This window comes from Steroidobacter gossypii, assembly GCF_016801985.1.
Lineage (GTDB): Bacteria > Pseudomonadota > Gammaproteobacteria > Steroidobacterales > Steroidobacteraceae > Steroidobacter > Steroidobacter gossypii.
In genome coordinates, this window is record NZ_JAEVLS010000004.1 from 670,366 (window position 1) to 692,426 (window position 22,061).

The following is a 22,061-nucleotide window of genomic DNA, read 5'->3' on the forward strand; positions in this document are numbered from 1 at the left end:
AAGAGTAAGCCAGCGATTTGACGGTTTCGTGACGGGCGTGCGTCCACCGCGGAACAAAAGCGGCGCGGCCGCATTGAGGCGGTAAGCGCCGCTAGCTCGACCAGAGCCCCGATCCGCCTGCCTTCTGGACGGTGCGCAATGACGACGGCCGATGCCCTCCATTTGTTTCTTGGCCACAGCGCGAGCGGACAAGCGATTCGCCGTGTCGACTGGGCCGCCACGCCGCTCGGTCCGATCAACAGTTGGTCGAACTCGCTGCGCACCATGGTGGGCGCGGTGCTCGACTCCGCCTTTCCGCAGTGCCTGGTGTGGGGTCCACGGTACACCCTGATTCACAACGACGCGTTTCTTCCCATCCTCGGCAAGAAGGCTCCGGCCATCGGCCGATCGTTCGATGAAGTCTGGGCGGAGGCGTGGCACGTCATCGGCTCGCTGGTGGAGCGCGCCTATGCCGGGGAGCCGACGTTCGTCGAGGATCACGAACTGATCATCGAGCGCGTTGGCAAGCCCGAGCAGGTCTATTTCACGTTCTGCTACAGCCCGATTCGCGACGATGACGGACGCATCGCCGGCATGCTCGACACCGTGGTGGAAACGACCGAGAAAATGCGAGCTCAACAACAAGCCCGCCTGGTCAACGCCGAGCTGGCGCATCGGATGCAAAACACCCTGGCCGTGGTCGGCTCCATCGCCGATCAAACATTCCGCTGCTCGGTGTCGCTCGAAGAAGCTCGCACCACCTTCTCACGGCGGATGAAAGCGCTGGGCCAGGCCCAACAGGTGTTGACGCAGTCGGACTGGAGGAGCGCTCCAATGGCGGCCATCATCGAGGGCGCGCTCACTCCGCACAGCACGGCGCCGGGCGAAATCTGCGCTCAGGGGCCGCCGGTGGAGCTGTCGGCGCGCCAGGCGCTGTCGCTGAGCATGGCCATCCATGAGCTGGCCACCAATTCGATGAAGTACGGCGCGCTGTCGGTGGCCGGCGGCGAGGTGACCGTGCGCTGGGGACTCGAGCCCATCGAGGGCGACGAATGTCTGCACCTGACCTGGACCGAATCGGGCGGGCCGAAGGTGACGCCGCCGGCACGCCGTGGCTTCGGTTCACTACTGATTCAACAGGTTCTAGCCACCGACTTCGGCGGCAAAGTGATCTTGAGCTACCCGCCCGAAGGACTGCGCTTCGAGCTGCAAACCAGGCTGAGCAATCTCAACCCGGAGCGGGTTGCGCGTTGAGCGTGCAGGAACAATCCCGGTCGCTGCAGCATTCACAGTGATTGACGTCACTGACGCCCGGCGTTGCCCGGGACACTCATGCGACAACCAGGCAGCAGCGCCGAAGCCCAACTCGGATTGCCAGAATATCGGGGCCATACCACGGCCGAGAAGTTTGCGTTTGCATTGCTGGTTGTGTTCATTCTCGCCGCCATCGCCGGTGTGTTTGGCGATGGTCCTCTGAGCCAGTCGACGGCCGCGAGCGGCGACGGGCAGATGCGCGTCGAGTATCAACGTTTCTGTCGGCGCCACGCTCAACAACTGCTGGATATCACAGTGCCCACGCAGGCCGGCGCGAACAGTGTCGAGCTGCGTGTGAACGCCGAGTATCTGCGCCGCGTGCAGATTACCGAGATCTTTCCGCAGCCGTTGCAATCCACTGTTCACCAAACCGGCCTGCTGCGTTTCGCGACCGACGGCTCCGGCGGAACCCTGCAGATCCGTATGCATCTCGAGGCGCAACATGCCGGGTCACAGCAGGCGCGTTTGAGCGCGGGCACGCAGACCGTCGACTTCAAACAGTTCGCTTATCCGTAACTCGGGAGGGCCGCACCATGGACTCCGTGCTTCGCGCCGCCGCCGTTTATTTGATCCTGCTGATCATCTTGCGCATCGCGGGCAAGCGCACGCTGGCGCAGGTCACCGTGTTCGATTTCATTCTGCTGCTGATCATCGGCGAGGCCACTCAACAGGCGCTGCTGGGCGAGGACTTTTCCATCATCAACGCGGCCATCGTGATCGGCACGCTGGTGCTGCTCGACATCGGGCTGTCGGTGCTCAAGCAACGTTCCGAGGCGCTGGACCGCGTCATCGACGACAGCCCGGTCGTGATCGTCGATCACGGCAAGCTGTTGCGCGATCGCATGGATCGCTCGCGCATCGACGAGCAGGAGATCCTGGTCGCGGCGCGCGAGCTGCACGGGCTGGAACGCCTGGAGCAGATCAAGTTCGCGGTGCTGGAGCGAAGCGGCGGCATCTCCATCGTGCCCGCCGAATCGTCCGGAAAGGATTCCTGAGGCGCGCTGGAACGTAACGCCGCGTCGGGTGTTTGCTCTACATCCAGTGCTATCGGACCCTCCAGATGCCCAGACGGAACGCGAAGAACTCCGACGACACGCCGTCATCGCTGCTGGCGCACGGCGGCAAAGTGCTGAGCCTGGTCGTCGTTGACGCCTACAATGCCGAGATGCGCAGCCCCGAAGGGTTCCTCGGCGATCGCGCCAGCCGCCGTGCATTTCAAGCGATCCTGGACGACTGGCGCGATCGCGTCAGCCGCGCTGGCGACGATCCGCTCGGCGAACTGCCCAGCGAGGAGATGAGCAAGAAACAGCTCGACAAAATGCTCGCCCAGGGCGATGCGGAAGCCGCGGGCGTGATCCATGGCGCCATCGAAGAGTTCGCACAGGAGTTCGCGCAAGTCATCCGGCGTTTCTTGAAATTGAAGGGCTGGCAGAACACCGAAGCACTGGTGGTCGGCGGCGGGCTGCGTCAGAGCCGCATCGGCGAGCTGGCGATCGGGCGGACGGCGGTATTGTTGAAAGCGGACGGCGTCGATCTGGACATCAAGCCGATTCATCACCACGCCGATCACGCCGGATTGATCGGCTGCATACAGCTGGTGCCCTCCTGGATCCTTTCCGGCCACGACAGCATCCTGGCCGTGGACATCGGCGGCAGCAACATTCGCGCCGGCATCGTCGAGCTGCGTCGCAAGAGGGCTGCGGATTTCTCTCAAGCCGCCGTGGGTCATTTCGAGCTGTGGCGACACAGCGAGGATCAACCCGATCGCGAAGACGCGGTGGAGCGGCTCATTCAGATGCTCAACAGCCTGATCCGTCGCGCCACCAAAGACGGCGCCAACCTCGCTCCGTTCATCGGCATCGGCTGCCCTGGCGTCATTCGCTCCGACGGCTCCATCGAGCGCGGTGGCCAGAACCTGCCCGGCGACTGGGAGCAAAAGAGTTTCAATCTCCCCGAGAAGTTGCGCGCCGCCATCCCTAAGATCGGCGATCACGAGACAGTCATCGTCATGCATAACGACGCTGTCGTGCAGGGCCTGAGCGAGGCGCCGAGCATGCGCGACTACGAGCACTGGGGCGTGCTGACGATCGGCACCGGATTGGGCAATGCCCGCTTCACCAATCGCAGCGACGAGGACGACAAGGACGAAGAGGAAGAAGAGACGGACGACTCCGACGACGAGGAATAGCCTCGTCACTGCGCTCTTTCGGCGCGCTCGCCCTACCCTGGCACGCTCAGCTTGTTTGTTTGCTCTTTGCGCCCGAACGACAACGCCAACAGCGCTCCCACCACGCCCGCCACATACGGCAACGTCGCCTGGCTCGCAGCGATCCCGCTGCTCCAGTTCACATAAGCTTCGATCTGATAGAAGTTCAGTAACAAAAGCATGATGTACGCCGCCAGGAACGCGCCAAACCACCGACCTTTCCGAAACGGCCCAAACAACCCGACCAACGCGAGCATCACGCCAAAACGTGGTAAACACAGAATGAGAAGCTGCATGGCAACCGCCCACTGGGAAGAAACCACCACGAGCTCAAACATAATCTGTGGCAAAAGGAACAACTCTGCCGCCACAGCTGCCGCTGTCAGCAACAGCAACCGTCGTCGTTCAGTGTCTCCGTTGCCCACGATGATCTCCATATCCGCCAAACGACCTTCCTTTCTAGGCGGGCCCAACGAACTTCACCCAGAATATTTGGTCGGGCGATCTTCGGGTCGGGCGCCCCGCCCAACTTTCGCCCATCACCGCTTGGGTCGAACCTCCCGTCTTCGGGGCGAAGTCCAAGCTTTGGAACGCTTCGAAGTGAGCACGGACCGCGCTGGTGGGCATGACCATACTAACCAACGCTGATAGATACTCAAGCAGTGACCGGCACTCATGGAGTCCGCGGCTGGAAAGCGTGGCATAGCGCGCGCTCAGCGCTGCACGGTCGCTGCCGCGTCGATCACCTCGGTCACGAAGCGCCCACGATGCACTTCAACCCGGACTTGCGTACCGATCGGGCAGCCGTCTGATCGGCGCAATATCGCCTGTAAATGCCAGAACGGCATCGACAAGGGTCGTACACACTCCGACGGCGAGCGCGGATCTCAGAATTGCTCGCATCGAAGCGCTGGAGCAGCGCAGCTTGCGCTGACGGCCGTACATCCTGGCAAGGAAGCTCACTCAAGGAGGAGGAATGGCGAAGAACAAAGATGCCGCGCTGATGCCGGTGGAGCACATCTCGAGATCGATTCTAGTCCTGCGTCGACAACGGGTCTTGCTGGATCGCGATCTGGCCGAGATTTACGGCGTGAGCACCGGCCGGCTGAACGAGGCGGTCAAGCGCAACGCGGCTCGCTTTCCCGAGGACTTCATGTTCCAGATCACCGAGCCGGAGCTTCAGAACTTGAGATCGCAGATTGCGATTTCAAGCTGGGGCGGTCGCCGCTACCGACCTTTCGTCTTCACCGAATACGGCGCGATCCAAGCCGCCAACGTCCTGCGCTCACCGCGCGCCATCGAGATGAGTCTCTATGTTGTGCGCGCCTTCGTGCAGCTTCGAGAGATGCTAGTCTCGAACAAGGAGCTGGCCCACCGCCTCGATGAGCTGGAACGCAAGCTCTCCACGCACGACCAGGCCATTACCGGCATCCTCAAGACCATCCGCGAACTCATGCACACGCCGGCACCGAAGAAGCGGCCGATCGGGTTCACAGCGAACCTCGATGAGTAGAGGGGCCATGAAGTTTCAGGAGATCATTTCGCGCCTGACGGGGTTCAGCACCCCTATCTTTCGGAGGTCAATGACCCGCCTGAGCGCCACAACGATCGCCCTATCGCAAGCTATTCAAGCGACGTGACGCACGAACACAAGCAGCCGCCGCTACGAGCTCTGCAGCAACTCCAGAGCCGCCCGCTGCCCCGTGTTGAGCGCCCCGCCGACGCTGGAGGACTCTTCTTCGTCCAGCGCTTCGCCGGCGAAGAACAATGTTTGTTCGACCGAGCGCGCGAGTTGACGGCGGGCGGGGCCGGCGCCGACGCCGGCGTAGCTGTAGGCGCCGCAGGAATAAGGATCGCTTTGCCAGTCGTGCCAGTAGACGCCTTCGAGCATCCTGCGATAGTCGCGACGCTTGCCGAAAATTTCCGCGATGCTCTGCAGAGCCGGGCGCAAGACCTCGTCGGTGGAACGGCCGACGAGGTGAAGTGCCTTCGGGCCGCCGCTCCAGGCCACGAGGACGGGTGAGCGCACGGGCAGCGTGCTCCAGAAGGTGGGGAAAGGCGCGCCCTGGGCGTGAAAAAAGGCGACATCGCGGTGTTTTCCATCTTCGATTTCTGCCCAGAACGGCCTTGAGAAACAGAGCACCAGCTTGACGACGGGCCCCATGAGCAAGCGCGAGAGCGGCAACTGCTTGCGCGGCAAGGAAGGTGTGAACAGCACGCTGCCTGGAGCCAACGCCGGCAGCTGCATGACTGCCAAGGGCAAAGTCACGACTGCCTGCGACGCGCGAACCTGGCCAGGTTCGCCGTGCCGGGTGAACGAAACATTCACCTCGCCTCGTCGCCAACGAATCTCGTTGACGATGCTGTCGAGCTGCACGCAGGCCTTCGCCGGATCCAGACTCCCGGCGAGCGAATCCATCAGTGCGCCGTAGCCCCGCTGGGGACGAAACGTAGGCGCGTCGGCCGCGCTGCCGCCACCCCACTCTTTCAAGATTTCGATGGCGCTCGCTCGCATCGGATCGGCTGCATCGAATCCTTCCACGAGCATGGTGGCGAACGATCGAACGGTGGGTGACAGCTGCCGTCGGTGTTTGTCGAGGAACTCGGCGAAAGGCAGATCCGCCCGCGGCTTGGGAATCCTCTGCAGCCGCTGCTTCATGGTCTCGAACAGATCTTCGCTCTGTTTCAATCGGCCAGGCTGTGGCGCGCGATGACGGGTCTGCGCGGCGTCGATGGCAACGTCGCCCGCCAAACGCAGTTGCTCGAAGACACAGGGCGACTCACCGTGGATGAACTCGGCGCCGAGCTCCAACGGAATCGCCGCGCCACGCGGGCGGACGGTCAGGATGCGCCCGCCGACGCGGTCACGCGCTTCCAGTATGCAAACGGATTTGCCATTGCGGCTGAGTTGAGCGGCGGCCGCGAGACCCGCTGCGCCAGCACCGACGACGATGACGTCGTACGCGTCGACCGACTTAGTCATGCAGCCGCTTCAACGGCTGTTCCGCAGGTCCGCTCAGCACCGCGCCGGTGGGATGGAAGCGCGAGCCATGGCAAGGACAATCCCAAGTGCGATCCGCACCGTTCCACTTCACCAGGCATTTCATGTGCGTGCATTGAGGCGCCAGCAAGGTCAACTGTCCCGCGTCGTCACGATAGGCCGCGGCTTTTTTGCCCTCGTGATGAACGATCCTGCCCTCGCCTGGAGCAACCTGGTCCGGCGACTCGACGTCCGGTCCCCGCAGGCGATCGCGGACGAAATGATAGGGGTAATCGACATTCTCCTGCACGTAGCGCCACGTGCCGCCATGGAAGGGCGAGCGATTCACGGCGAACAGGCCGACCCACGGATTGCTCCGGCCAAGGAATCGATCGCGAGCCATGAGCGCGCTCAGCGTACCGAGCGTGTAGCCATTGCCGGCGAAGCCGGTGCCGATGAACTCGCGTTCCTCGTTCTCACCGATGAACGGCATGCCGTCGTCGGTTTCGATGACCTGGCCGAGCCAACGCCGCTCCACCGTGGCCTGTGGCAGCACGGTGAACAGTCGCCGGGTCAGCTTGTCGAACACTTCGTCGACATTGCTCTCCTGTCCGGTCTTCACATCTTCGCCGCCGAAGACGGCATACAGATGATCCTCGCGTTCCTCGATGCGAAGATATTCATACGGATCGGCCGTGTCCCAATACAAGCCTTCCGGCACCGCGCCCAACGGCAGGCGAGCGCCGAGCACATAGGTGGTGTACAGCGCCAGCTTGGTTTGGAACAACGTCGAGGTCAACGGGCCCTTCTTGCCCATCAACGGATTGTGGGTGGCGATGATCAGATATTTGCAGCGGATCTTGCGACCGTTGGCATGCACCGTGAGCGGATCGCCGTCGTCGACCGACTGCAGCGTCGTGTTCTCGAACACCTGGCCGCCTTTCAAAACGATCGCGTTCAGCACGCCTTTCAGATAAAGCCGCGGATGAAACTTCGCCTGTTGAGCGAAACGGATGCCCGGCGTGCGCGCGTACGGCGTGGTCTCGGCAAACGTCGCGTCGAATCCGAACGACTGCGCCAGTTCGGCGTCCTTGCGCAGGTTCTCAACGTCTTTTCGATCCGGCTGCTCGCCGATGCGCGTGTGCAAGTAACCCGGCACGCGCACGAACTCCGCGTCATTCCCGGTGGCCTCGACGATCGTTTCGATGGTGTCGAGCGCGACCGCGCCGGCTTCCCAGAACTTACGCGCCGCATCTGTGCCGAATTTACTCACCAGGTGATGCAGCCGCTCGTCCGTGACGTAGGTCAGATGGGCAGTGGTCCGACTCGACTCGCCGCCGGCGACCTTGGCCCGATCGATCAGGGCGACTCGCACCCCTTCCTGTTGCAGCAGATACGTGGTGGTGATGCCCGTGACGCCGGCGCCGACCACCAGTACGTCGACTTCGAGGTCCTGCGTCAGCACCGGAAATTCCGGCAGCGAGACGTTGGTCCAGAACGATGGATTGGTGGGCGCTGGCGACATGAGCTGCAAAGATCGAGCTGATCCAAGCACATAAACGTGTGCATTTACAGCAAGTTCCGATCAGGGGTACGTAAGGAGAGTGACCATATAGTCGGCGCCGCCCTTCGCAATGCGCCGCAGGTTCGCTCCAGCGGTCCCCGCATGCGCCATATTCTTGCGCATACAACTTAACAACTCTGTCACTGCGTAGCCGCCGCTACGCACGCCGATGTAACTGCGAGATAAATCAAGGAGCAACGCGCATCGATGGGCAGATCGATTGCTGTCGCGACGTGCACCGCAGGGTGAATGCGGAATCATCGTCCGGTCGATGCGTCGCGCTGGGCATCGCGCTGGGCGTCGGGCCGGGCGTCGGGGTGTGCGACGACCGGAAATATCACAGGGGAGTGTCGACATGGAAAGTCAGTTCGTGAGGACCGGCCCATTGATGGACCTGGCGAGCTATCCGCAATGGCTGCAGGAGATCGTCGCTGCGTGCAGCGATGCGAGACGCAGCGTGGTTGCACACGAAATCTTTCAGCAGATGAGCGAAGGCGTGTTGCCGGCGGCGGCGATGCGGCGGTTCCTCGCCAGCTTCTGGCCGGTGATCGAGCAGTTTCCGCAGTACATGGCGATGAACCTGCTCAAGGTGCAGTACGAGCTGGGCGCCGGCCATGCGATGGCGCGGAAATATTTGATCCGAAATATCCGCGTGGAACAGAACCATGTCGAGTATTGGATCGACTGGTCGCAAGGACATGGCTTGAGCCGCGACGACCTGTGGTTCGGCTGGCGCTCCAGTTCTGCCGACGCGCTCAGTCACTGGTGCTGGCACACCTGCGAGCGCGATCCGCTGCCAGTGGCCATGGCGGCGACCAACTATGCGATCGAAGGGGCGACAGGCGAATGGGCTGCGTTCGTCTGCGATTCGTCAGCTTACGAGCATGGTTTCCCCGAGGATGTTCGCAAGCAAGCCATGAAGTGGCTGCGCGTGCACGCGCACTATGACGACACGCATCCGTGGGAAGCGCTGGAGATCGTAGCGACACTCGTCGGTCACCGCCCGCAGCGGCGGCGCGATGTCGCGACCATCGAATCCGCGATCGCCAAGAGCTACGAGTACATGCGTGCGGCCTTCGACGAGTGTCTGGCCGGCCCGACGACGGCTCGTATGCCGTATAGAAAAGCGGGGCGACTCGAGGCCGCCCCGCTCCACATCAGTTCTTGATGGGGATCCGTTTCACGCGCGGTTTCGAGTTGGGGCTCTTGGGAATGGTGATCGTCAGCACACCATTCTTGAACCTGGCCTCGGCGCGATCCGCCTGCACATCCGGCGCCAGCGGGATGCGCCGCTCGAAGCGGCCGTAATAGCGCTCGGAGAATTGTTTCTCCTTGTCTTCGATTTCGGAGCGCTTCTCGCCGCGCAGGGTGAGGCTGCCGTCATCCATCAGGAGCTCGATGTCCTTTTCCTCCATGCCCGGGATTTCCGCGCAGACCTTCCATTCCTCGTCGGTCTCGGCGATCTCGAGACTCGGCCAGCCGCTGCGCTCGGACGCGAATGCCGACCCGAACGACGGCCACCGCGTATCGAAGCCGCGGAACGCATCATCGAACAAACGATTCATTTCACGATGCAGCGACAGAAACGGATTGCGATCGTCGTCGCGAAACATCGCCGGCGTCTGATCGTTGCCCCGACGCCACGGGATCAGATCACGGACACTCATGGCTGTCTCCTGCGATTGAGGTGATCGTCCAATGAATCCGAGACGAACGCCGTCGGCGCCGGAAGGCCCGGCGCCGCGGCTGTTCTCGACTTGATTCCAGCTCGTTAAGCGGCTTTGACGTCCGACTCGATCTGGGTCTTCTCGGCCTTGGGCAGGCTGAGATCGGCCTTGATATCGATCCGACGGGGCTTCATCGCCTCGGGGATCTCACGCTTCAGATCGATCGTCAGCAGGCCGTTCGCCAGGTTCGCGCCGACGACGCGGACGTGATCGGCGAGCTCGAAACGGCGCTGGAACGAACGACCGGCGATGCCACGGTGCAGATACTGGGTATCCTCGGCCGCCGCCTTCTCGCCGCCCACCAGCAGCAGGTTGCGCTCCTGGGTAACGCTCAGCTCGTTCTCGCCGAAGCCGGCGACGGCGAGCGTGACGCGGTACTGGTCGTCGCCCGTCTTGATGATGTCGTACGGGGGCCAGTTGTCGAAGGTCGACACGCGGCTGGCGTTATCGAGCAGGTCGAAGACGCGGTCGAAGCCGACGGTGGAACGGAACAGGGGGGAAAAATCGAATGCAGTTCTCATGGCCATATCCTCGATTGTGAGCAATATGAAACAACCGCGGTCCCGACAGTCGGCAACCGCTCGAGGACGTATTTAGGGACGGCCCAATCGGGTTCAAGAGGGGTGTTTTGTGGCTCATTTGTGCCGAAGGACACACCCCCGGCGCAGCCAGCGCCAAAGGTCGGTGGCTCGCCGCTTCTTAGCTACGCCGCCAGGTGGTGCCTTCGGGCTTGTCTTCAAGGATGACCCCGGCGTCGGAGAGTTGCTGACGGACGCGGTCGGCTTCCTTGAAGTTCCGGGCGGCCCGGGCGGCTTTGCGCTCGGCGATCAGCCGTTCGATGTCGGCATCGCTCAAAGCGGACGCGCCAACAGCTTTCTGCAGAAACGCTTCCGGCGGCAGCTGCAGCAGTCCGAGCACGCCGCCCAGCGATTTCAGCTCGGCAGCAAGCGCGCCGGCCGCAGCCAGATCGCCAGCGCCCTTGGCGCGATTGACCTCGGTGGCCAATGTTTGCAAAGCCGCGATGGCGTCGGGCGTATTGAAGTCATCGTCCATGGCCGCTTGGAAGCGACGCGTCGCCTCGCCAGGCGTAAACGCCTCCGCGAGCGGAACGTCGCGAAGGGCGGTATAAAGCCGGCCCAAAGCAGCATCGGCCTGCTCGATCTGCACCAGCGAATAGTTGATGGGCCCCCGGTACTGACTCGAGGCCAGGAAAAAACGCAGCACCTCCGGGTCACGCAGATGACCCGAATCGAGCACGTCGCGGATCCGGAAGAAGTTGCCCAGCGACTTGGACATCTTTTCGTCGTCCACATTGACGAAGCCGTTATGCATCCACCACGACGCGAACGTGTCGCCCGTCGCCGCGCACGACTGGGCGATCTCGTTTTCGTGATGCGGAAATTTCAAATCCATGCCGCCGCCGTGGATGTCGAAGTGCGAGCCCAGCAAGTCGAGCGACATCGCGGAGCATTCGATATGCCAGCCCGGGCGACCATCGCCCCAAGGCGAGGGCCAGAACGGCTCGCCGGGCTTGGCGCGTTTCCACAGCACGAAGTCGGCTGGATCGTGCTTGGCCTCATCGACCGCGACGCGGGCGCCGGCGCGGAGATCTTCCAGCGCCCGGCCCGACAGTTGGCCATAGCCTTCGAACTTCGATACGGAATACAACACGTCGCCATTGCTCGCGACGTACGCATAGCCCTTGTCGATGAGCTGCTGCGTCATATCGATGATGCCCTGGATATGCTCGGTGGCCTTGGGCTCGTGCGTGGGCGGCAGAATGCCGAGCCGATCGTAGTCCTCGTGCATGAACCGGGTGAATCGCTCGGTCAGCGACTGGATGGTCTCGCCGTTCTCGGCGGCGCGCTTGATGATCTTGTCGTCGATGTCGGTGATGTTACGAACGAACACCACCTGATAGCCGCGATATTCCAGATAGCGGCGCACGATGTCGAAGGCCACCTTGGAGCGCGCATGTCCGATGTGGCAGAAGTCATAAACCGTATCGCCGCACACATACATGCGAACCACGCCCGGCTGATGGGTGCGGAACTCTTCCTTGCGACCGGTCAATGAATTGAATATTTGCATGGAACGATTGTGTCAGACCGCAAGCCTGCGGGCATGCTCCAGACGAGCCTGGATCTCGGCCACCGGCAGCAGCGCCAGCATGGGCGCCAGCTCCGGCCCGTGAGTGAACCCCGTCAACGCGGCGCGCAACGGCATGAATAGCCCGGGACCTTTCTTGCCCGTTGCCTGACCCAGCGCCTTGACCGCGGGTTTGAAGTCGGCGCCTGGCTGGCCGATCAGCCGCAATGCTTCGGTGAAATAGCTCTCGCCCGCCTCGCGAATCGCCGTGAGCGCAGCGGGCTCGAACTCATCGAGCTTGCCGAACACGACCTTGGCCCAGGCCTTCGCATCCGCCGGCAACTCAACATTGCCGCGCACGACGGAAACAAATTGCGCCTGCGTCTGCTCATCGAGCCCCGCCGGCAGCTCGGCGCCGATCCAGCTCACGAACTCCGCGGTGGACAGATGCGCCACGGTTTCTTTCTGCCAGTGACGCAACTGTGCGTCGTCGAATTTGGCGGCGGCGCGGCCCAGACGATTCAGATCGAAATCGGCGATCAGCGCCGCCTCGTCCAGCCAGCCGTCGCTGACGCACGAGTGACCCAGCCGCACCAGGTGATTTCGCAATGCGCCTGGCAGATAGCCGCGCTCGCGCAACTCGCGCAAACTCGTATCGCCGTGCCGTTTGGACAGCGGCGCGCCATCCATGCCCAGCAACAACGCCACGTGGGCGTACTGCGGCACCCGCAAGCCCAGCGCCTGCAAAAGCAGGATCTGTCGTGGCGTGTTGGTCATGTGATCGTCGCCGCGCAGTACCAATGTCACATCCATCAACGCATCATCGACCGCGTTCGAGAAAAAGAACGCGGTGCTGCCATCGGTGCGCCGAATGATGAAATCGCCGATGTCATCGCTGTTGAAGCGCTGCTCGCCGTGCACGAGATCGACGAACGACACCAACTGGCCCTGCGGCACGCGAAAGCGCAGCGCTGCCGGCAAACCGCGCGCCAGCCGTTCGGCGCGCTCTTCCGACGTGAGATTCCGGCAAGTGCCCGCATAGCGCGGCGGCTGCCCGGCCGCGAGTTGCCGCTTGCGTGAGATGTTGAGCTCGGCGGGCGTGCAGAAGCACGGATAGGTCAAGCCAGCCGCGTCCAGGCGCGACAACCATTCATCGTAGAGGGCGCGGCGCTGCTGCTGGCGATACAGGGTGTGCGGGCCGCCGATGTCCGGCCCCTCGTCCCAATCGATGCCCAGCCAATGCAGGTCCACGTACAGGGCATTCAAGAACTCCTCGCTGGAGCGCGCCTCGTCCGTGTCCTCGACCCGCAGGATGAAGCGGCCGCCGGCCTTGCGGGCGGCCAGATAGTTCAGCAGCGCCGTGCGAGCGTTGCCCAGGTGCAGGTACCCCGTCGGGCTGGGGGCAAAGCGCGTGACGAGCCGATCAGGCGGATCTGAAGACATCGCGTTGAATGGAGCCGGGGTTGCTTCGGTTGGGACCGCGCATTCTATACGGCTGCCGCTCTCGGCGCTGTAAGGGCCGGTCTGCGCATCCCGACCCGGCGGCAAGGGCATCCGGCGGCCCCTTTATTGATAAAATCGCCGGTCTTGCAAAACACGGCGGTTACCCATGCGCATTTCAGGACTTTCTCGCCTTCTCGGCCTGACGGCGGCTCTGCTGCTCGGTTACGCGTCGCTGGCCGACAGCCAGACGGCGCAGCGCGTGCGGGTGGAAACCACCCTGGGCAACTTCGTCATCGAGCTCGACCCGCAGCGCTCCCCGCTGACGGTGGCGGCTTTTCTCGAGTATGTGAACGCCGGCCATTACACCGACACCATCTTTCACCGGGTGATCGGCAATTTCGTGGTCCAGGGCGGCGGTTTCGACACCAACAACGTCGAAAAGCCGACTCGCGACGGGGTGCCGAACGAGTCGGGCAACGGCCTGTCGAACCGCCGCGGCACGGTCGGTCTGGCGCGCACTGGCAATCCTCATAGCGGCACCTCGCAGTTCTACGTGAACCTGGCGGACAACGCCGCCCTCGATCCGCAGCCGAGCCGCTGGGGCTACGCCGTGTTCGGCCACGTGGTCGAAGGCATGAACGTGGTCGATGACATTGGCGCGGTGGCGACCGGCAGCGTCGGGCCGTTCGATAGCGATGCGCCGCTGCAGCCCATCGTGATCAAGAAGGTCGAAGTTCTGAAATGAGCGCCCGCGCCGGGCAGCCGGTGACGTTGTTCATCTCCGACTTGCACCTGGATGGCGAGCGGCCGGACATCACGGCGCAGTTCCTGGAATTCCTGGAGCGCGAGGCGCGCCGGGCGCAGGCGCTTTATATCCTCGGCGATCTGTTCGAGGCGTGGATCGGCGATGACGATCCGGATCCGGACAAGCGGCGCGTGATCGAGGCGCTGCGCTCGCTCACTCAGGCCGGCGTGCCGGTTTTTTTCATTCACGGCAATCGTGACTTTCTGATCGGGCGCAAGTTCGCCGCCGAGACGGGTGTGAAGCTGTTGGCCGACGGCACGATGATCGAGCTGCATGGCAAGCGCGTGCTGCTCATGCATGGCGACACTTTGTGTATCGACGATCCGGATTATCAGCGGCTGCGGCGGATCGTGCGGAATCCTCTGGTGCAGTTCATTTTGCGCTGCTTGTCACTGGCACGCAGGCAGCAGCTCGCGGCGCGCATGCGTGCGGGCAGCAAGAAGCACATCGAGTCCATGGATCGGACCAAGCCGCAGATCATGGATGTGAACCAGGACGCGGTTCGGCGCACGTTCGAAACCGAGCACGCCGATGTGATCGTCCACGGCCACACTCACCGGCCGGCCGTTCACGAGGTGGATCTGGGCGATCACGTCGCTCAACGCATCGTACTCGGCGATTGGTACGAGCAAGGCAGCGTGCTGCGCTGGACCGACCAGGGGTTCGAGTTGGCCGGACTGCGCCGCTAGCTCGGCAGGCCGGAGTGGAAGCGGAATTGCGGATCGGGCGAGGTCGCAAGCTCCGCTTCGGCGGCGGCGAGTTGCTGCAGACGGGCGCGCCAGTCGATGCCGCCGGCGCGCTGCTCGGCGAGACGCAGATACAACCCCTGATGCCGCGCTTCTGAGACGGCGAGGCCGGTGTAGAAGCCGCTCAGTGGCTCGGCCAACATCGGCCCCAAGCCCACGAAACGCTCGCAAGACCGAGCTTCGATCAGCGCGCCACACAACAACAGATCGAGCAGCCGTGCCGGCTCCGACCGTGCGACGTGCGCACGAAGCCCTTCGGCGTAACGCGACGGTTGCATGCGAGCGAACGGCACATCGAGCTCTTGCATGAGCTTCTGCACCTGCTCGAAATGGCGCAACTCCTCCCGCGCGAGGCGCGACAACTTATCGGTGAGCGCCATGTCTTCCGGATAGGAAAAGATCAAACTCAGCGCCGTCGAGGCCGCCTTCTTTTCACAGTTCGCATGATCGACCAGCAACTCGCGCCAGCGCTCGCACGCAACCTCATACCAACGCGCCGGCGTCGGCGCGAGCAGGACGGTTTGCGATGGCTGAATAGCGACGGCGCTCATGCAGCCATCGCCTCGAGCCGTGATACTTCGGCGAGCAATTCGCGAGCGGACGCGAAGCGATCCGCCGGTTCGATGGCAATCAACTTGTCGAGCAACGTTTGATACATCTTCAACGGCGCGGGAAGCGCCGGCCGCGGCGCGTTCCCGTGCAGATAGATGACACCCATGGGTGTCGGTGCGAGAAACGGTTTCTTGCCCGTGAGCATTTCGTGAAAGATCACGCCGAGACTATACAGGTCGCTGCGCTCGTCCAGCACTTTGCCATGCCCCTGCTCCGGGCTCATGTAGTACGGCGTGCCGAAAATCTCACCCGTGCCGGTGATCTCCACCTGCACCTCGTTGTGCTTGGCCAGGCCGAAGTCGATCAGCGCCAGCGAGCCGTCGCTGCGCTCCATGATATTGCCCGGCTTCAGATCCCGATGCAGCACGCCCACCTGATGCACGACTTGCAATGCCGCCGCCATCTGCGCCAGATACTGCAATGCCAGTGGCGGCTCGACGCCCCTGGCGATGCGTCCACGCAGGTCGCCGCGCTGGAAATATTCCATCGCGATGTAGGCGTGATCGTCCGCTATCCCTAGATCGAAAATGCGCACCACGTTGGGATGGCGGATCTTCGAGATCAGCTCGTACTCCTGCAAAAAGCGCGAGAACTGAGTGTGCCGATCGCCCGTCTCCGGCGCATCTCTCAACACCTTCAGCACCACCATCTCGGCAGCGCGCTCGCTCTCGGCGAGATACACCATCGAGGTGCCGCCGATGGCCAACTCACGCACGAAACGGTGACCCAGAATCTTCACCGGACCGAAGCGAGACAGCTGTTCGGCCTGCGAGCTCGTGCGCCACAACGCGAGTTCCTGACGCCGACGCTGAACCGCGTCGCGCATCGCATTAGCGAGCCGGCGATGGTCGATGCGCTCGCGAACCAGACAATCGATGGCGCCGCGTTCGACGACGCGTGCGGCCAGTCCAGGATCGTCGCCCGGCGCCAGATAGACGACCGGCGGAAAGCCGGGTCGGTACAGGAAATTCTCCAGCCACTCCTCGCCTCGTCCGCGCTCGCTGCGACCGTCGAGCAGCACAGCGTCATAGCCCGCGGCAGTGAACGCCGAGTGCAGGCGACCCGAGATCAACGGCGCATGGATGCGACACTCCGCATCCGACCAGACGATGGAAATGTGGTGTTCGAGGGCGCGCGCCAGCTCCGTATGATCGGTGACGATCAGCACTCGCGGCGGCAGTGACGCAGACGCCGCCGCGAGAGGACGTGTTGCCGGGCCCGCTGGCAACGCCATGCGTTAGCTCACGTCCGTTGCGCGGTGCTCAGACCGCGCGGACTGCTTTGAGCCCGCTGCGACGCTTCGCCTTGGCCTGATCGGAGCGCTCGGCCTCCAGCCGCTGGAGATACGCCGGCGTGATGTCGCCAGTGACGTATTCGCCCGAGAAGCACGAGGTGTCGAAGTGCTCGATCTGCGAGTCGTGGTGCAGGCACGCGCGCACCAGATCGTCGAGGTCTTGATAGATGAGCCGATCCGCGCCGATGGATTTGGCGACTTCTTCTTCGGTCTTGTTGTTCGCGACCAGCTCGGAAGCGGTCGGCATGTCGATGCCGTAAACGTTGGCGTGACGCACCGGCGGCGCAGCGGATGCGAAGTACACGCGCCGTGCACCCGCCTCACGCGCCAGGTCGATGATCTGAGCCGAAGTCGTGCCACGCACGATGGAGTCGTCGATCAGCAGCACGTTCTTACCGCGGAATTCCAGATCGATGACGTTGAGCTTGGAGCGCACCGACTTTTTGCGCTGTTCCTGGCCCGGCATGATGAAGGTGCGGCCGATGTAGCGATTCTTCACGAAGCCCTCGCGGTACTTCACACCAAGCAGTTGCGCGACTTGAACCGCAGCCGTGCGGCTCGTATCCGGAATCGGAATGACCACATCGATGTCGTGGTCCGGCCAGACGCGCTTGATCTTTTCCGCGAGCAGGTCGCCCATGCGCAGACGCGCTTTATGCACGGAGATGTTGTCCATCTTCGAATCCGGACGCGCGAAATACACATACTCGAAAATGCACGGCGTGTGTTTGGCGGCAGGCGCGCATTGCTGCGAGTAGAAACGTCCGTGCTCGTCGATGAACACCGCCTCGCCCGGGGCCACGTCGCGCTCGAGCGTGAAGCCGAGCATGTCGAGCGCCACGCTCTCGGAGGCGAGCATGTACTCGGGACCCTGCGCCGACTCGCGCTTGCCGAGCACCAGGGGACGAATGCCGTGCGGATCGCGGAAGCCCAGCAGACCGTGACCGACGATCATGGCCACGACGGCGAAGCCGCCACGCACGCGGCGATAAACGGAGCTCAGGGCGGAAAAGATATCTGCCGCCGAGGCGCGCGGCGTCTTCACGCGCGACAGCTCGCTCGCAAGCACGTTGAGCAGCACTTCGGAGTCGGAGCTCGTATTCAGATGACGCAGATCTTCACGCGTCAGCACTTCGGCGAGTTCGGCAGTGTTGGTGAGATTGCCGTTGTGTCCGAGGCAGATCCCGTACGGGGAATTTACGAAGAAGGGTTGCGCTTCAGAGGCGCTATCGCAGCCGGCCGTGGGATAGCGCACGTGGCCGATGCCTACGTTGCCTTTCAGCTTGAGCATGTGCTGCTCCTGGAAGACATCGCGCACCAGGCCGGTCTTCTTGCGCATGAACAGCTCGCCGTCCTGGTACGTCATGATGCCCGCGGCATCCTGGCCACGGTGCTGCAAGACCGTGAGCGCGTCGTAGATCTGTTGATTGACCGGGCTGTGCCCGACGATGCCAACGATGCCGCACATGCTCAGACTCCTGCTAGATGGACGCTCGAGTCGCCCTGGATGCCGGCTCTATATGTCGGCAAGGATGGCAAGTTCAACGCAGAACGCGGGCTCCCGGAAGCAGGCCGAGCCTGCTTTTCCAGTTCGTTCATGCCAGTTTCCGCAAACGATTGCAGCCAGCCGGCCGCTTCGGAGGCATACGGAATCAGCACCGAGCTCTTCCACCAGCTGGTCTGGGTGAGCTGCACGAACTGACCCAGCAATACGAACACCGCGACTACCACGGCGCCGCGTACGAATCCGGTGACCAGTCCGAGGATGCGGTCTACCGCGATGCTGAGACCGGAATGTCTGAGCATGTAACTGAGGATGCCGGCCATGATCCAGCCGATGACCAGCACGCCGAGCACAATCAATGTGCGCGCCGCCCACGTGCTTACCGGCGGATCGCCGACGCGCCCGGCCAGCAGCGGCTCGAGCACGTGAGCATAACGCCAGGCAAGCCACAGACCGCCCAGCCAGGAAATCACGCCGATGGCCTCGCGGACGAACCCGCGAAGCACCCCCAACAGCATCGAAAGACCCAGTACGCCCAGAATCAGGTAATCAGCACCATTCATAAGCGCGACAACGATTTACGGCCTCGTAGGGGGTAGCGGCGCGCGGATTCTATCAGCGCCGTGCCACTGGAAAACAACGGCCGTCGCAGATGTATGAACAGCGACTCGGGCATTTCGCCACACTGTGCCTGTGAGGGCACACGTGGGAGATTTCTCACGGGTGGGCCACCACGGCCGCGCCGGGAATGCTCGCCTTCACGGTTTTGAGCACGGCTTCGGCGCCCGCGCGATCCTTGCTCGGGCCGATGCGCACCCGGTAGAGCGTCTTACCGCCCGTGGAGACCGGCATCACGAACGCGCTCTGCCCTTTGCCGCGCCATTCGTTCATCAGCCGTGTCGCCGTCGCCTCGCTGGAATAGCTGCCCAACTGAACCGCCCAGCCTTTGCCCGTGGTGGGGCTTGATGCTGCAGGAGCCGACGATCTTGGGGCGGTCTGCGAAGAAGCAACCGCGCGCGGCTCGGCTTTTTGGGGTTCAGGCTTGGGCGCCGTGACACGTGGCGTTTCCGCGCGCGGCTCGGGTCGCGGCGTCTCTGCGACAGTTGCCGCCGGCGCAGGCGTTCTTTGCTCCGGCCCCTCGGCGGGAGTGACGGGTCGCGCTTCAGGAACTACCTGAGGCTGCGGCTGTTCAGGCGGTGGCGCCGCCTCGGATGCGACCACTTCAGGCGGAGGCGCGCGGTTATCGGTGGTTTCGACGGGCATCGGAGGTTGCGCGCCCGGCGACTGACTCAGATCGATGGTGTACGTCTTGATGCCAGCCTCATTGCCGCCCTCGCCCGTCGTTTGCTCCTGCGGTTCGGCGGAGTCGCGGTCGGGTCCCGAGAGCATCTCGGGAATGAGGATGATGGCCGCGGCCATCAACACGGCCGCGCCAATCAAGCGTTCTTTTACGGGGCGTTCCACGGCGCGAAGTATAAAAGGCAAGACGCACCAGCGACACGTGACTTAACGTGTGAATCTCAACTTTGCGCTTGCAACCACTCGAGCGCAGGTCCCACGGTCAGGAACGAGCCGAACACGACGATGCGATCGCCAGGTTGCGACATCGTCTGCGCAGCTTCGCAGCCGGCGGCGACCTCCGCCGCAGTCGTGACGACAGTCGCGCCCAGGTTCGAAAGACGCTGCGACAAGGCATCCACCGGCACGGCGCGCGGACTCTGCAGCCCAACCACGATCCATGCGTCGAACTTTCCGCGTAGCGCGCTCGCGATGCCTTCGATGTCCTTGTCGCCGAGGATGCCGCATACGGCAAGCGTTCGTCCGCCGACGGGGCGCGATGCGAGCTGACCTGCGAGCGCCTGAGCGGCCGCCGGATTGTGTGCTACATCGAGGATCCACTCGACAGCAGCCGGCTGCTTTCGGCGCAAAACCTGAAAGCGGCCTGGCAAAGTCACATTCGCAAGACCTTGCTCGATGGCCTCCCGCGTGATCGGCAACCCCGCGGCGAGGCACTCCAACGCACATAGCACAGCGGAGGCGTTGTCGAACTGCAGATCGCCGTGAAGCGCCGGGCGCGGCAGATTCTCGTAGCTGCGGGAGAGGCCGCGCCAGGACCAGCGCTCGCCGTCGCGTCGCCAATCGAAATCCTGGCCGAGACGAAACAGCGGCGTGTTCAGCTGCTGCGCCACCGCCGCGATGGACGCCGGCATCTCGCGCGAACCGAAAATCGCGGGCTTGCCTGCGCGGAAGATGCCAGCCTTCTCGCGGCCGATGCTCTCCACGTCCGGGCCGAGCCAGTCGCAATGATCCAGCGCGATCGATGTGACGATTGCAACGTCGGCGTCGACCGCGTTCACGCTGTCGAGCCGACCACCGAGGCCGACTTCGAGCACGATGGCATCGAGACCGGCGGTGTCGAACACCAGCAGCGCCGCGAGCGTATTGAATTCGAAGAAGGTGAGCGTGTCATCGCCCCGCGCCGCATCGATGCGCTCGAACGCGGCGATCAGCGACGCATCGGAGACTTCGCGCCCATCGATCGCGATGCGTTCGTTGTAACGAATCAGATGTGGCGACGTGAACGTGCCCACGCGATAGCCCGCTTCGCGCAGGATCCGCGCGGTGAGCGCGACCGTCGAACCTTTACCGTTGGTGCCCGCGACAGTGATGACGGGGCACGCAGGCTGGCGCCAGCCTAGTCGCTGCAGCGTGCGACGCATGCGGTCCAGCCCGAGATCGATGCTGCTCGGATGCAGCGTCTCCTGCCAGCGCAGCCAATCGGCCAGAGATCTCATGAAGGAACGCTCACCCGTGCGGGACCATGCGAGCGGCGACTTGGGCATCGCCGCCGGCGCAGTTGAACAGCGGCGCGATAACGCACCGCTGAAGGGATGAAACTATGCCGCGACCTTCGGCTGCGGCGCAGGCCGGTGCATGAAGATCGTCAACAGACCGGCGATGCGCTCGCGCATGTCGCGGCGGTCGACGATCATGTCCAGCGCGCCATGTTCAAGCAGGAATTCGCTGCGCTGGAAACCTTCCGGCAACGTCTCGCGCACAGTCTGTTGAATCACGCGCGCTCCGGCGAAACCGATCAGCGCCTTGGGCTCGCCGATGTTCACATCGCCCAGCATCGCAAGACTCGCGGACACGCCGCCGGTGGTGGGATCGGTCAGCACCGAAATGTATGGCAGACGGGCCTGCGCCATGCGCGCGAGCGCGGAGCTGGTCTTCGCCATCTGCAGCAGCGACAACAGCGCTTCCTGCATGCGCGCGCCGCCGCTCGCGGAGAAGCAGATGAGCGGCTTGCGATGCTCGAGGCAGTGCTCGGCGGCGCGGACGAATCGTTCACCCACGGCCGAACCCATCGAGCCACCGAGGAACGAAAACTCGAAGGCGCAGGCAACGACAGGCTCGCCCAACAGCGTGCCGGACATGACGATGAGCGCGTCTTTTTCCTGCGTGGCCTTTTGCGCGGCCTGCAGACGATCGCGATATTTCTTGGTGTCGCGAAACTTCAGCGGATCTTCCGGCTCGATGTTGTCCGCCAGCTCCACCTGCCCTTCAGGATCGAGGAACGCTTCGAGGCGATCGCGCGCGGCGATGCGCATGTGATGTCCGCACTTCGGACAGACATGCAGGTTCCTCTCCAGCTCGGCGCGGTACAGGACCGCGTCGCAGGCGGAACATTTCATCCACAGGCCTTCAGGCACCGAACGCGTGCGGCGCTCGGTCTTGATCCGCGAAGGCATGATCTTTTCGAACCAGGTCATAGGTGAGGCCTGAATTAAAGAGGGGG

General features: G+C 63.3%; 23 protein-coding genes. 8 read left to right on the forward strand and 15 right to left on the reverse strand.

What is annotated here, in order from left to right:
- Positions 1–138: 138 nt before the first annotated feature.
- The 4 genes from JM946_RS19815 (at position 139) to JM946_RS19830 (ending at position 3,481) form a co-directional block, all read left to right on the forward strand.
- A complete protein-coding gene (locus tag JM946_RS19815) occupies positions 139–1,233 on the forward strand; it encodes a sensor histidine kinase (RefSeq protein ID WP_203169095.1) in 1,095 nt (364 codons plus the stop codon).
- Positions 1,234–1,311: 78 nt separating this feature from the next.
- On the forward strand, positions 1,312–1,809 hold the full coding sequence (locus tag JM946_RS19820) for a hypothetical protein (protein ID WP_203169096.1): 498 nt from the start codon (positions 1,312–1,314) through the stop codon (positions 1,807–1,809).
- Positions 1,810–1,826: 17 nt separating this feature from the next.
- Positions 1,827–2,288, forward strand: coding sequence for a DUF421 domain-containing protein (locus JM946_RS19825; protein ID WP_203169097.1), 462 nt, complete (start codon positions 1,827–1,829; stop codon positions 2,286–2,288).
- 65 nt (positions 2,289–2,353) lie between these two features.
- Complete coding sequence (locus JM946_RS19830; protein ID WP_203169098.1) at positions 2,354–3,481, forward strand: ROK family protein; 1,128 nt, start codon at positions 2,354–2,356, stop codon at positions 3,479–3,481.
- Positions 3,482–3,513: 32 nt separating this feature from the next.
- Here JM946_RS19830 and JM946_RS19835 read toward each other — a convergent pair whose 3' ends face one another.
- Together JM946_RS19835 and JM946_RS30040 are read right to left on the reverse strand one after the other, a co-directional pair.
- Positions 3,514–3,945 (reverse strand): hypothetical protein, encoded by a 432-nt coding sequence (locus JM946_RS19835; protein WP_203169099.1) that lies wholly within the window; start codon positions 3,943–3,945, stop codon positions 3,514–3,516.
- A gap of 267 nt (positions 3,946–4,212) precedes the next feature.
- A complete protein-coding gene (locus JM946_RS30040) occupies positions 4,213–4,353 on the reverse strand; it encodes a hypothetical protein (RefSeq protein WP_218043002.1) in 141 nt (46 codons plus the stop codon).
- Positions 4,354–4,475: 122 nt separating this feature from the next.
- Here JM946_RS30040 and JM946_RS19840 point away from each other — a divergent pair, with 122 nt between their 5' ends.
- A complete protein-coding gene (locus JM946_RS19840) occupies positions 4,476–5,012 on the forward strand; it encodes an ORF6N domain-containing protein (RefSeq protein ID WP_203169100.1) in 537 nt (178 codons plus the stop codon).
- Between the two features lie 150 nt (positions 5,013–5,162).
- On the opposite strand, the gene JM946_RS19845 is transcribed toward JM946_RS19840, so the two are convergent.
- Entirely contained in the window at positions 5,163–6,482 is a 1,320-nt protein-coding gene (locus JM946_RS19845) for a flavin monoamine oxidase family protein (protein WP_203169101.1), read from the reverse strand.
- On the reverse strand, positions 6,475–8,004 hold the full coding sequence (locus JM946_RS19850) for an FAD-dependent oxidoreductase (protein WP_203169102.1): 1,530 nt from the start codon (positions 8,002–8,004) through the stop codon (positions 6,475–6,477). The genes JM946_RS19845 and JM946_RS19850 overlap by 8 nt, the downstream gene beginning before the upstream one ends.
- A gap of 394 nt (positions 8,005–8,398) precedes the next feature.
- Between JM946_RS19850 and JM946_RS19855 the strand changes: the two genes are divergently transcribed.
- A complete protein-coding gene (locus JM946_RS19855; RefSeq protein WP_203169103.1) occupies positions 8,399–9,211 on the forward strand; it encodes a TenA family transcriptional regulator in 813 nt (270 codons plus the stop codon).
- Here the strand turns inward: JM946_RS19855 and JM946_RS19860 are convergent.
- The 4 genes from JM946_RS19860 to gltX all read right to left on the reverse strand — a co-directional run bounded on the left by JM946_RS19860 (position 9,201) and on the right by gltX (position 13,301).
- A complete protein-coding gene (locus JM946_RS19860) occupies positions 9,201–9,710 on the reverse strand; it encodes an Hsp20/alpha crystallin family protein (RefSeq protein ID WP_203169104.1) in 510 nt (169 codons plus the stop codon). The genes JM946_RS19855 and JM946_RS19860 overlap by 11 nt on opposite strands.
- A gap of 104 nt (positions 9,711–9,814) precedes the next feature.
- On the reverse strand, positions 9,815–10,291 hold the full coding sequence (locus JM946_RS19865; protein ID WP_203169105.1) for an Hsp20 family protein: 477 nt from the start codon (positions 10,289–10,291) through the stop codon (positions 9,815–9,817).
- 178 nt (positions 10,292–10,469) lie between these two features.
- Complete coding sequence (cysS, locus tag JM946_RS19870) at positions 10,470–11,861, reverse strand: cysteine--tRNA ligase (RefSeq protein ID WP_203169106.1); 1,392 nt, start codon at positions 11,859–11,861, stop codon at positions 10,470–10,472.
- A gap of 12 nt (positions 11,862–11,873) precedes the next feature.
- Positions 11,874–13,301 (reverse strand): glutamate--tRNA ligase, encoded by a 1,428-nt coding sequence (gene gltX, locus JM946_RS19875; protein ID WP_203169107.1) that lies wholly within the window; start codon positions 13,299–13,301, stop codon positions 11,874–11,876.
- 166 nt (positions 13,302–13,467) lie between these two features.
- Here gltX and JM946_RS19880 point away from each other — a divergent pair, with 166 nt between their 5' ends.
- Positions 13,468–14,046 (forward strand): peptidylprolyl isomerase, encoded by a 579-nt coding sequence (locus JM946_RS19880; RefSeq protein WP_203169108.1) that lies wholly within the window; start codon positions 13,468–13,470, stop codon positions 14,044–14,046.
- Positions 14,043–14,795: a UDP-2,3-diacylglucosamine diphosphatase gene (locus tag JM946_RS19885; RefSeq protein WP_203169109.1), complete on the forward strand. Its 753-nt coding sequence runs from the start codon at positions 14,043–14,045 to the stop codon at positions 14,793–14,795. Before JM946_RS19880 ends, JM946_RS19885 begins: the two co-directional genes overlap by 4 nt.
- On the opposite strand, the gene miaE is transcribed toward JM946_RS19885, so the two are convergent.
- From miaE to accD, 7 genes are all read right to left on the reverse strand, one after another.
- Complete coding sequence (miaE, locus tag JM946_RS19890) at positions 14,792–15,403, reverse strand: tRNA-(ms[2]io[6]A)-hydroxylase (RefSeq protein ID WP_203169110.1); 612 nt, start codon at positions 15,401–15,403, stop codon at positions 14,792–14,794. The two genes, JM946_RS19885 and miaE, sit on opposite strands and share 4 nt — an antisense overlap.
- Positions 15,400–16,698 (reverse strand): serine/threonine-protein kinase, encoded by a 1,299-nt coding sequence (locus JM946_RS19895; RefSeq protein WP_203169111.1) that lies wholly within the window; start codon positions 16,696–16,698, stop codon positions 15,400–15,402. Before JM946_RS19895 ends, miaE begins: the two co-directional genes overlap by 4 nt.
- Positions 16,699–16,726: 28 nt before the next feature.
- Entirely contained in the window at positions 16,727–18,226 is a 1,500-nt protein-coding gene (purF, locus tag JM946_RS19900) for an amidophosphoribosyltransferase (protein ID WP_203169112.1), read from the reverse strand.
- A gap of 2 nt (positions 18,227–18,228) precedes the next feature.
- Complete coding sequence (locus JM946_RS19905; protein ID WP_203169113.1) at positions 18,229–18,825, reverse strand: CvpA family protein; 597 nt, start codon at positions 18,823–18,825, stop codon at positions 18,229–18,231.
- Positions 18,826–18,979: 154 nt separating this feature from the next.
- Positions 18,980–19,726 (reverse strand): SPOR domain-containing protein, encoded by a 747-nt coding sequence (locus JM946_RS31005; RefSeq protein ID WP_203169114.1) that lies wholly within the window; start codon positions 19,724–19,726, stop codon positions 18,980–18,982.
- A 56-nt stretch (positions 19,727–19,782) separates the two neighbouring features.
- Positions 19,783–21,057, reverse strand: coding sequence for a bifunctional tetrahydrofolate synthase/dihydrofolate synthase (gene folC, locus JM946_RS19915; protein ID WP_203169115.1), 1,275 nt, complete (start codon positions 21,055–21,057; stop codon positions 19,783–19,785).
- 102 nt (positions 21,058–21,159) lie between these two features.
- On the reverse strand, positions 21,160–22,035 hold the full coding sequence (gene accD / locus JM946_RS19920) for an acetyl-CoA carboxylase, carboxyltransferase subunit beta (RefSeq protein ID WP_203169116.1): 876 nt from the start codon (positions 22,033–22,035) through the stop codon (positions 21,160–21,162).
- Positions 22,036–22,061 lie beyond the last annotated feature (26 nt).

What these genes read in the sequence shown, in the direction of transcription:
- JM946_RS19815 (WP_203169095.1), top strand. Translation starts at nt 139, where the DNA reads ATGACGACGGCCGATGCCCTCCATTTGTTTCTTGGCCACAGCGCGAGC.
- JM946_RS19820 (WP_203169096.1), top strand. Translation starts at nt 1,312, where the DNA reads ATGCGACAACCAGGCAGCAGCGCCGAAGCCCAACTCGGATTGCCAGAA.
- JM946_RS19825 (WP_203169097.1), top strand. Translation starts at nt 1,827, where the DNA reads ATGGACTCCGTGCTTCGCGCCGCCGCCGTTTATTTGATCCTGCTGATC.
- JM946_RS19830 (WP_203169098.1), top strand. Translation starts at nt 2,354, where the DNA reads ATGCCCAGACGGAACGCGAAGAACTCCGACGACACGCCGTCATCGCTG.
- JM946_RS19840 (WP_203169100.1), top strand. Translation starts at nt 4,476, where the DNA reads ATGGCGAAGAACAAAGATGCCGCGCTGATGCCGGTGGAGCACATCTCG.
- JM946_RS19845 (WP_203169101.1), bottom strand. Translation starts at nt 6,482, where the DNA reads ATGACTAAGTCGGTCGACGCGTACGACGTCATCGTCGTCGGTGCTGGC.
- JM946_RS19850 (WP_203169102.1), bottom strand. Translation starts at nt 8,004, where the DNA reads ATGTCGCCAGCGCCCACCAATCCATCGTTCTGGACCAACGTCTCGCTG.
- JM946_RS19855 (WP_203169103.1), top strand. Translation starts at nt 8,399, where the DNA reads ATGGAAAGTCAGTTCGTGAGGACCGGCCCATTGATGGACCTGGCGAGC.
- JM946_RS19860 (WP_203169104.1), bottom strand. Translation starts at nt 9,710, where the DNA reads ATGAGTGTCCGTGATCTGATCCCGTGGCGTCGGGGCAACGATCAGACG.
- JM946_RS19865 (WP_203169105.1), bottom strand. Translation starts at nt 10,291, where the DNA reads ATGAGAACTGCATTCGATTTTTCCCCCCTGTTCCGTTCCACCGTCGGC.
- cysS (WP_203169106.1), bottom strand. Translation starts at nt 11,861, where the DNA reads ATGCAAATATTCAATTCATTGACCGGTCGCAAGGAAGAGTTCCGCACC.
- gltX (WP_203169107.1), bottom strand. Translation starts at nt 13,301, where the DNA reads ATGTCTTCAGATCCGCCTGATCGGCTCGTCACGCGCTTTGCCCCCAGC.
- JM946_RS19880 (WP_203169108.1), top strand. Translation starts at nt 13,468, where the DNA reads ATGCGCATTTCAGGACTTTCTCGCCTTCTCGGCCTGACGGCGGCTCTG.
- JM946_RS19885 (WP_203169109.1), top strand. Translation starts at nt 14,043, where the DNA reads ATGAGCGCCCGCGCCGGGCAGCCGGTGACGTTGTTCATCTCCGACTTG.
- miaE (WP_203169110.1), bottom strand. Translation starts at nt 15,403, where the DNA reads ATGAGCGCCGTCGCTATTCAGCCATCGCAAACCGTCCTGCTCGCGCCG.
- JM946_RS19895 (WP_203169111.1), bottom strand. Translation starts at nt 16,698, where the DNA reads ATGGCGTTGCCAGCGGGCCCGGCAACACGTCCTCTCGCGGCGGCGTCT.
- purF (WP_203169112.1), bottom strand. Translation starts at nt 18,226, where the DNA reads ATGTGCGGCATCGTTGGCATCGTCGGGCACAGCCCGGTCAATCAACAG.
- JM946_RS19905 (WP_203169113.1), bottom strand. Translation starts at nt 18,825, where the DNA reads ATGAATGGTGCTGATTACCTGATTCTGGGCGTACTGGGTCTTTCGATG.
- folC (WP_203169115.1), bottom strand. Translation starts at nt 21,057, where the DNA reads ATGAGATCTCTGGCCGATTGGCTGCGCTGGCAGGAGACGCTGCATCCG.
- accD (WP_203169116.1), bottom strand. Translation starts at nt 22,035, where the DNA reads ATGACCTGGTTCGAAAAGATCATGCCTTCGCGGATCAAGACCGAGCGC.